This is a genomic window from Dietzia sp. (assembly GCF_036741115.1).
Lineage (GTDB): Bacteria > Actinomycetota > Actinomycetes > Mycobacteriales > Mycobacteriaceae > Dietzia.
Window position 1 is genome coordinate 24,332 of the sequence record NZ_DAINST010000027.1, and the last position, 8,082, is coordinate 32,413.

Consider the following 8,082-nt stretch of genomic DNA (forward strand, 5'->3'; position numbering starts at 1 on the left):
CGGAGAGATGCCCTGCCTGCCACCACGCGCGGGAGCCCGGGGCGAGGAGGTCGGCGACCATCGCCGCGGCCGAGACGACGACGCCGTCGAGGAGTACCGGGGTCCTGCGCGTCGCGGCCTGGGCGAGGAACCCCGCCGTCGCCGCGATGTCCGCCCCGCCGATGGCGCGGACGAGCTCGGCGGGCCGGCGGGTGAAGTTCCTGGCGCGGAACATGCCGTCGCGGACTGCTGCGGCCTTGCGCATCCACGCGTTGTCGTCGATCCCCGTGCCGCGACCCACGATGACCACGGGCTCGGTGCCCGTGATCGCACCGATGATGGCGGCGGCCGGCGTGGTGTTGCCGATGCCGAGGTCACCGGCGATGAGTAGGTCGGCCCCCGAATCGATGCGCTCGTCGGCGATCTGCCTGCCCACGGCGATCGCGGCGAGCGCCTGCTTCTCGGTGAGCGCGTCTTCGCGGTCGAGGCGCCCGCTCGAGCGACAGATCTTGTGGCGGCGCGTGGCCTCGGGCGTGTCCCCGCCGCACGCGAGGTCGGCGACCTGCACCTCCGCGCCGAACTGCCGGGCGAGTACGGACACCGCCGCGCCGCCGTCGACGATGTTCTCGACCATCTGAGTGGTGACGCTCTGCGGGTATGCGGAGACTCCGTGCTCCGCGATGCCGTGATCGCCGGCGAAGACGACGACGTCCACCGTGTCCAGCGGCGCGGGGGGTACCTCGCCGCGGCATGAGGCGTACCACTCGGCGAGCTCCTCGAGCCGGCCGAGCGAGCCCGCGGGCTTGGTGAGCGTCGCCTCATAGTCGACCGCGGCGTTGAAGACCTCGCGCTCGGGGTGGCCCACGCGCCCGAACGTCGCAGGGGCCTCGTATCCGCGGGCGGCCGCGAGGCCGGGGAAGTCCTGCTCGTCATCTGCAGAGGCGGCGGAGGCTGCAGAGGCGGTTGCGGTGGGTTCGTCCCTGCTCGGGCCATCGCCCATGACGGCGGACGTCCCATCGTCTCCAGCCGCCGCGGTTCCGGCGGAACCGAGCGCGACGCCCGCCCCAGCATCCCCTGCGGCAGCGGCCGAACCTGCTGCCGAGCCGACGTTGGGCCGAGGCGGCCGCCGGTCCGCGCCGATCTCGTGGCGTGCGGCGGGCGCCGTGGTCGTGCCCGCCGCGGCGAGGGGCGAGGCAGCGTCGCCCAGCGGGATCGATCGCCCGGCGATCACGAATTCGGCGTGGTCGCAGGCATCGGCGAGGCGGGTGTTGAGCGCGCCGAGCATGTCGGCGAACTGGCGGCCGGAGGCGGTCGAGGGGATCACGCCGAGGCCGACCTCCGCAGAGACGAGCACGAGCGTGCCGGTGAATCGCTCGATGGCGGAGACGATTTCGTCGATCTCGGGGTCGATCACGTGGCGGTCGCCGGTCCAGCCCAGGGAGACATCGAGAGTCGCGGAGAGCCACGTGGACACGTCGTCGACCACGACCGTGGCGCCGGGGTTCTCGAGGAGAACGGTGTCGATATCGCGGGACTCGATGGTCCGCCAGCCCTCCGGCCGACGGGAACGGTGCTCGGTGATGCGCTCGGCGAACTCGGCGTCGCCCGGGGAAGCGTGCCCCGGCGCGACGTACAGGACCTCGTTCGCTCCGCTCGCCGCGGCGAGCGCCTCGGCGCGCGCGGACTTCCCTGAGCGGTTGCCACCGATGATGAGCGAGCGCAACGAAGACCTCCTGAAGATGGCGGACGGGACCGTCCTGCGGGCGGACCCGCGTCGTCACAAGCCTAGAGACACAAGCCTAGAACGGGCGGCGAACCGGGCGCGCGGGGCTCGCCACCCCGGGGCCGGTGCGGCGATGGCCGAGGTCGCCGCGAGTGCCGATCCGACGGCCGGATCAGTCTCCCGGGATTTCGTCGCCGGGGGAGACGCGCGGCCGCGGGGTGCGCAGCATCTTCGGCTGCATCGCCCGCATGGCGGCGTAGAAGCCCAGGCCGAAACCGGTGTTCGCCTCGTCTCCGTAGCGCGCGGCGCACTCTTTGTTGACCGTGCGGCCGATGAAGATGCAGTCGACCACCACGAAGAGGATCACCGCGAGGAACGCCGACTGGAAGAAGGCGACCATCGTCGCGGCGACCGGGAAGAACTGGAAGATGATCACGACGAGCGCAACGGGCATGAAGTAGTTGGCGGGGCGCCGGTGCGTGTCGACCCAGTCGCGGGCGTAGCGGCGGACCGGGCCACGGTCGCGCTCGAGCACGTAGCGGTCGTCGCCGTTGAGCATCGCCTGGCGGCGGGTCTCGCGCTCGGAGTTCATCTTCGAGCGCGCGGCCTTGCGCTCCTCCTTGGTCATGCTCTGCTTCTCGGCCTTGCGCTTCTCGCGGGCCTCCTTGCGGCTCACCGGAGCGGACACAGGCCCGGATCGCTGCCCACGGGCGCGCTCCGCCTCGCGGCGGCTCGGGGTGGGGCGGCCCTTCTTCGGAGTCACCGCCGAGCCGCGAGCCGGGGCGGCTTGTTCGTCCGCGGCGTCCGCGCCGACGGAATCCGCGGTGCTCGACGCGCCCGCGGCGACCTCGCCGTCCTCGTCTCGATCGGAACCCGACGTCTTCGACCCAAAACCGAATTTCACCCCTATAGATTAGGTGATGGCGCAAAGTGGGGCCCGACCGACTGGCGGGGAGTGCTTCGCAGTCCTACGCTGGACACATCCGAACGCTCGGGGCGCGGAGGATCCGAAAGTTCCATGTCGATCGCAATCGATACGGAACAAGGCGCCCCAGCCGACGGCCCCCGTCCGGCGGCGCCGGCACAGGGTCGGGAATACGCTCGCCCCGCGCCGGGTTGCATCTGGGGAAGAGATCTCTGCTTATGAAAAGGAGCCGGAAGTCACTATGACTACTACAAACGAAGTCTCGACCGGAGTCATCCTCACCGACGCGGCCGCGGCCAAAGCGAAGGCTCTGCTGGACCAGGAAGGCCGCGAGGACCTGTCGCTGCGCATCGCCGTCCAGCCCGGCGGCTGCGCCGGCCTCCGCTATCAGCTGTTCTTCGACGACCGTCAGCTCGACGGCGACGTGATCGGCGACTTCAGCGGCGTCAAGCTCGCTGTCGATCGCAAGTCGGTCCCGTACCTCTCGGGCGCCTCGATCGACTTCGTCGACACCATCGAGAAGCAGGGCTTCACGATCGACAATCCGAACGCCACCGGCTCCTGCGCCTGCGGCGACTCTTTCAACTGATCCGCTGATCCCCGACCCGGCCCCGCCGGGTCGGGGAGACGCGTGCGCACGGACATGTCCTAACCTCTAGGACATGTCTGTCGTCATTTCGGGGTCTGTTGCCACCGACCATCTCATGTCCTATCCGGGTCGCTTTTCCGAGACGCTGCTCCCGGACCAGCTCGCGAAGATCTCCGTGAGCTTCCTCGTCGAGGATCTCGATGTGCGCCGCGGCGGCGTCGGGGCGAATATCGCCTACGCCATGGGCGTGCTCGACCAGAACCCGTATCTCCTCGGCGCGGCGGGCGCGGACTTCGACGAGTACGACCAGTGGCTGCGCCGCCACGGTGTCGACACCTCGCTCGTGCGCATCTTCGACACCCTCCACACCGCCCGCTTCGTCTGCACCACCGATTCGGAGCAGGCGCAGATCGCCTCGTTCTACCCGGGCGCGATGTCCAAGGCCTCGAGCGCGGACCTGAGCTTCGTCATCGACTCGATCGGCATGCCCGACCTGGTTCTCATCGGCGCCAACGAGCCCGGCGCGATGGTGGAGCTCACCCGCCAGTGCCGCGAGGCGGGCGTCCCCTTCGCCGCCGACCCCTCGCAGCAGCTCGCCTCGCTTGATGCGAAGCAGGTCCTCGAGCTCGTCGACGGTGCCGCGTACCTCTTCTCCAATCACTACGAGCTCGAGCTCATCCTCCACCGCACCGGCTGGACGCTCGAGGAGCTCGACTCCCGGGTCGAGATCCGGGTGACGACGAAGGGCGCGGATGGCGTGAGCATCCTGTCGGACGCGGGCGAGACCAACGTAGGCGTCGTTCCCGCTCGCGAGATCGCCGATCCCACCGGCGTCGGTGATGCCTTCCGCGCCGGCTTCCTCACCGCGGTCCGCGCCGGGAAGACCTTCGAGCGCGCCGCGCAGCTCGGCTCCCTCATCGCGACGTACGTGATCGAGACGACGGGTCCGCAGGAGTGGAGCATCGACCGTGCCGACGCCCTGGCCCGCCTCGAGGAGGCGTACGACGCCGAGGCAGCCGCCGATCTCGGGGAGCTGCTGCCCCGCTAGCGGAACGGACCTCCGCCGTCATGGGCGCGAGGACGTTCCCGGAGTGATCGGTAACCACAAAGGGGCCCTCGCCACCGGAGAATTCCGGTGGCGAGGGCCCCTTTTAGCGGATCCGGAGCCGACCGCCCCTAGAGCTTGACGGGGTAGTCGCGGCGCTCGATGTTCGGGACAATGCGCTTCTCGACGAAGATCCCGTGCCAGATCATGAAGCAGAGGAGCGTCCAGATGCGGCGGCTGTGATCGCTGACGCCCTTGCGGTGCTCGTCGAGCATGCGGAGCACCGCGGCTTTGTCGACGAGGTGGTCGGTCTCGGAGTCCGCGACGATCCCACGCGCCCAGTCGTGGAGCTCGGGGCCGGCGAGCCAGTGGCGCGTGGGGACGGGGAAGCCGAGCTTGCGCCGGTTGATGACGTGTTGGGGGGTGATCTCGTCGATTGCGCGGCGCAGCGCGTACTTCGTGGTGCCGTGGGAGATCTTCTCGCTCGTGGGCAGCGTCCGCGCGACCTCGAAGACCTCCTTGTCGAGGAACGGGACGCGGAGCTCGAGGGAGTTGGCCATGGTGATCTTGTCGGCCTTGACCAGGATGTCCCCGCGAAGCCACGTGAACAGGTCGACGTGCTGCATTCGCGCGACCGGATCCCAGCCTTCGGAGAGACGGTAGATCGGGGCGGTGACGTCCTGGTGGCCCCAATCGCGGTGGTAGTCGCGCAGCACGGACTCGACCTGCGCCTCGCTGAAGGAACGGGCATTGCCGTAGTAGCGGTCCTCGAGGCGCTTCGAGCCGCGGTGGAGGAGCGATTTTCCGCGCACGCCCTCGGGCAGCTTGTCCGAGATGCGGCCGAGGTACGGACGCAGCGCGCCTGGCACCTTTTCGAACGGCGCGAGCGAGAGCGGCTCCTTGTAGATGGTGTAGCCGCCAAAGAACTCGTCCGCGCCCTCGCCCGAGAGCACGACCTTGACGTGCTTGCGCGCTTCCTTGGCGACGAAATAGAGCGGGACGAGCGCCGGGTCCGCGACGGGCTCGTCGAGGTACCAGATGATCTCGGGGATCGCGGCGGCGAACTCCTCCGGGGAGACGACCTTGACGATGTGCTCGACCCCGATGGCGGCGGCGGACTCCGCGGCGACGTCGATCTCCGAGTAGCCCTCGCGCTCGAAGCCGGTGGTGAAGGTCTTGAGCTTGTTGTTGTGCCGTCGCGCGAGCGCGGCGATGGCGGTGGAATCGATGCCGCCGGAGAGGAACGAGCCGACCGTGACATCTGCCCGCATGTGCTTGGCGACCGAATCCTCGAGCGCCTCCTTGATGCGCCGGTACGCGGCCTCGCCGGTGTTGTTGACGTAGGTCGACGGCGCGCCGATCGTGGGCGTGAAATACCGGACGTACTTCGCCTCGCCGCTGGGGGAGAACAGCGCGTAGGTGCCGGACTCGATGCGGCGGATGCCCTTGTTGAGCGTCTCGGGCTCGGGGACGTACTGGAGGGTCACGTAGTGCTGGAGTGCGCGCGTGTCGATCGAGGTATCGACCCCGGCGATTCCGGCGAGCTCGGCCACCGACTTCTTCTCCGAGCCGACGATGGTGGCGTCGGGGCCCTCGGCGACGTACATCGGCTTGATGCCGAAGAAGTCGCGGGCGACGAACATGGTGCGCTCGACCGAATCCCAGATCGCGATGCCGAACATGCCGCGCAGGTGGTTGAGGACCTCGGGGCCCCAGTGGTGGTAGCCGACGACGATCGGCTCGCCGTCGCCCTCCGTGGCGAACTCGGCGCCGAACTCGGCGATGAGCTGCTCGCGGAGTTCGATGTAGTTGTAGATCTCGCCGTTGAACACGAGCGTGTAGCGGTCGGGCTCATCGGCCGGCCCCCAGTGGAGGGGCTGGTGCGAATGGCTGATGTCGATGATCGCCAGGCGATTGAAGCCGAAGACGAGGTCCTCGGTGTCGTAGGTGCCGACCTCGTCCGGACCGCGGTGGTGCATGCACTTCATGGCCTCCAGCACCTCGCCGCTGTGTGCGGCGGCGTTGCCGGTATGGCTGAGTAGTCCGATCAATCCACACATATGATACTGCAATCCTTGCGGGGTAGGCGATGCGGCTAGTCCGCTCTTTACCCCGGTATCCTACGTAGTTCCGCCGACATCTCATGGAGGCGGTAGGCCGCTATGGCGGGTCGCCCCCGACCCTTTTCCGGGGTAGCCCCCGGCGCGCTTCCGGTTCGTCCCAGGACGAGACGGAAGGTGAGGGGGAGATTCTCGGGAATCGCACCCCCAACGCGTGGAAACTAAGAGGGTTCCGATAGTCTTCTTAAGTGTGGCGACCGTGCGTGCTTCGGCGCGCGAAAGGCGGTCGCATCACTAGCGGAGCCGTTGACGAGGAAGGCTAGATAGTGGATCAGCGTGGCAAGCGCCGGATGGCGCGACAGGGTGCTCTTGCAGGTGTGCTCGGCATCCTCGGTCTCGTGTTGTCCGGCTGCAGCTTGCATACCGACAACAAGTGGTGGAATCAGACCATCAACTTCGGGTTCCCCACGGGCATCACGCCCGAGGCGACCGCGATGCGGGAGTTCTGGACTCTCACCGTCATCGCTTCGCTGATCATCGGCGTCATCGTGTGGGCGCTGATGTTCTACCCGATGATCTTCAACCGCAAGAAGGCGACCGATACCGAGTTCCCGCGGCAGACGCAGTACAACGTTCCGCTGGAGTTGATCTACACGATCCTCCCGTTCGTGATCATCTCGGTGCTGTTCTACGGAACGGTCGTGACTCTCAACAAGGTCCACGAGATCCGCCCCGAGGACGAGGTCGGCGTGCGCGTCGATGTCACCGCCTACCAGTGGAACTGGAAGTTCGGCTACAACAAGGTCGATGTGGCCGGCGCCGAAATCGCCGACGGTACGGACCAGGCCGCCAAGGACGAGGCGGAGAAGGCCGGCACGCGCTCCAAGGAGGAGCAGGAGGCCGAGGGCCTGGAGGGCCCTGCCGCCCCCGGCCCGATCCACGGCCGCCTCCCGAGCGACAAGTCGTACCTCGAGTACAACAACATGGAGACCGTCGGTACTTCCGAGGAGGTTCCGGTGCTGGTCCTCCCGACCGACACCCGTGTCGAGTTCCGCCTCAACTCCGCCGACGTGATCCACTCGTTCTGGGTCCCGGAGTTCGTCTTCAAGCTCGATGCGATGCCGGCCCCGGGCCACAACCAGCAGCAGAACGTCTTCCAGGTCGCCTCGATCGATCGTGAGGGCGCGTTCGTCGGCCGCTGTGCCGAGATGTGCGGCACGTACCACGCGATGATGAACTTCGAGCTCCGCTCCGTGAGCCCCGAGACATTCGCCAAGTACATCGAGTTCCGCCAGGCCAACCCCGAGGCCACCAATGCGGAGGCGCTCTCAGCTGTGGACGAGGCTCCGTACGCCACGTCGACCGAGCCGTTCAAGACCGGCCGCGCCGACACGCGCGCCGACGGAAACAACACCATTTCGAACAACGCGTCGAACTAGCAGCGGCTCGCACAGATAAGGATTCGACATGCACAACGCAATGCGCATCTTCGACGGCCTAGCCATCTTCGTCGGCTTCATTTCGGTCGCGTACATCTGGCTGACCCACGATTCGCGCACCGGCATCGACTGGGCCGGCGGCACGGCTCTCGTCCTGTCGACGCTCATGCTCGTGTTCGTCGCCGGCTATCTGCACTTCGTCAATGCCCGCGTCAACACGCTGCCCGAGGACGTCGAGACCGCGGAGGTCTCCGACGGCGCCGGCGAGCTCGGCTTCTTCTCGCCGGGGTCGATCTGGCCGTTCCTCATGGCGGCCGTGATT

7 protein-coding genes are annotated in these 8,082 nt (G+C 67.9%); 4 read left to right on the plus strand and 3 right to left on the minus strand.

Annotated elements, in window-relative coordinates; translation table 11 throughout:
* A partial coding sequence (locus V7E05_RS06150) for a bifunctional adenosylcobinamide kinase/adenosylcobinamide-phosphate guanylyltransferase (RefSeq protein WP_333618795.1) occupies window positions 1-1,702 on the minus strand: 1,702 nt, incomplete at its 3' end.
* A 172-nt stretch (window positions 1,703-1,874) separates the two neighbouring features.
* Window positions 1,875-2,606: a DUF3043 domain-containing protein gene (locus V7E05_RS06155; RefSeq protein ID WP_333618796.1), complete on the minus strand. Its 732-nt coding sequence runs from the start codon at window positions 2,604-2,606 to the stop codon at window positions 1,875-1,877.
* A gap of 262 nt (window positions 2,607-2,868) precedes the next feature.
* Between V7E05_RS06155 and V7E05_RS06160 the strand changes: the two genes are divergently transcribed.
* Complete coding sequence (locus V7E05_RS06160) at window positions 2,869-3,216, plus strand: HesB/IscA family protein (protein ID WP_333618797.1); 348 nt, start codon at window positions 2,869-2,871, stop codon at window positions 3,214-3,216.
* 73 nt (window positions 3,217-3,289) lie between these two features.
* On the plus strand, window positions 3,290-4,264 hold the full coding sequence (locus tag V7E05_RS06165) for a carbohydrate kinase family protein (protein WP_333618798.1): 975 nt from the start codon (window positions 3,290-3,292) through the stop codon (window positions 4,262-4,264).
* 128 nt (window positions 4,265-4,392) lie between these two features.
* Here V7E05_RS06165 and asnB read toward each other — a convergent pair whose 3' ends face one another.
* The gene (gene asnB, locus V7E05_RS06170; protein WP_333618799.1) at window positions 4,393-6,321 is read right to left on the minus strand and encodes an asparagine synthase (glutamine-hydrolyzing); all 1,929 of its coding nucleotides are present in this window, start codon (window positions 6,319-6,321) and stop codon (window positions 4,393-4,395) included.
* A gap of 350 nt (window positions 6,322-6,671) precedes the next feature.
* On the opposite strand from asnB, the gene ctaC reads away from it, so the two are divergent.
* Window positions 6,672-7,760 carry an aa3-type cytochrome oxidase subunit II gene (ctaC, locus tag V7E05_RS06175; RefSeq protein ID WP_333618802.1) on the plus strand — a complete coding sequence of 363 codons (1,089 nt, stop codon included), beginning with the start codon at window positions 6,672-6,674 and terminating at the stop codon, window positions 7,758-7,760.
* Between the two features lie 28 nt (window positions 7,761-7,788).
* Window positions 7,789-8,082 (plus strand): aa3-type cytochrome oxidase subunit IV (gene ctaF, locus V7E05_RS06180; RefSeq protein ID WP_333618800.1); only part of this gene is annotated, 294 nt, incomplete at its 3' end.

Excerpts from the sequence above, each read along its gene's own strand:
- V7E05_RS06160 (WP_333618797.1), top strand. The coding sequence starts at position 2,869 with ATGACTACTACAAACGAAGTCTCGACCGGAGTCATCCTCACCGACGCG.
- V7E05_RS06165 (WP_333618798.1), top strand. The coding sequence starts at position 3,290 with ATGTCTGTCGTCATTTCGGGGTCTGTTGCCACCGACCATCTCATGTCC.
- asnB (WP_333618799.1), bottom strand. The coding sequence starts at position 6,321 with ATGTGTGGATTGATCGGACTACTCAGCCATACCGGCAACGCCGCCGCA.
- ctaC (WP_333618802.1), top strand. The coding sequence starts at position 6,672 with ATGGCGCGACAGGGTGCTCTTGCAGGTGTGCTCGGCATCCTCGGTCTC.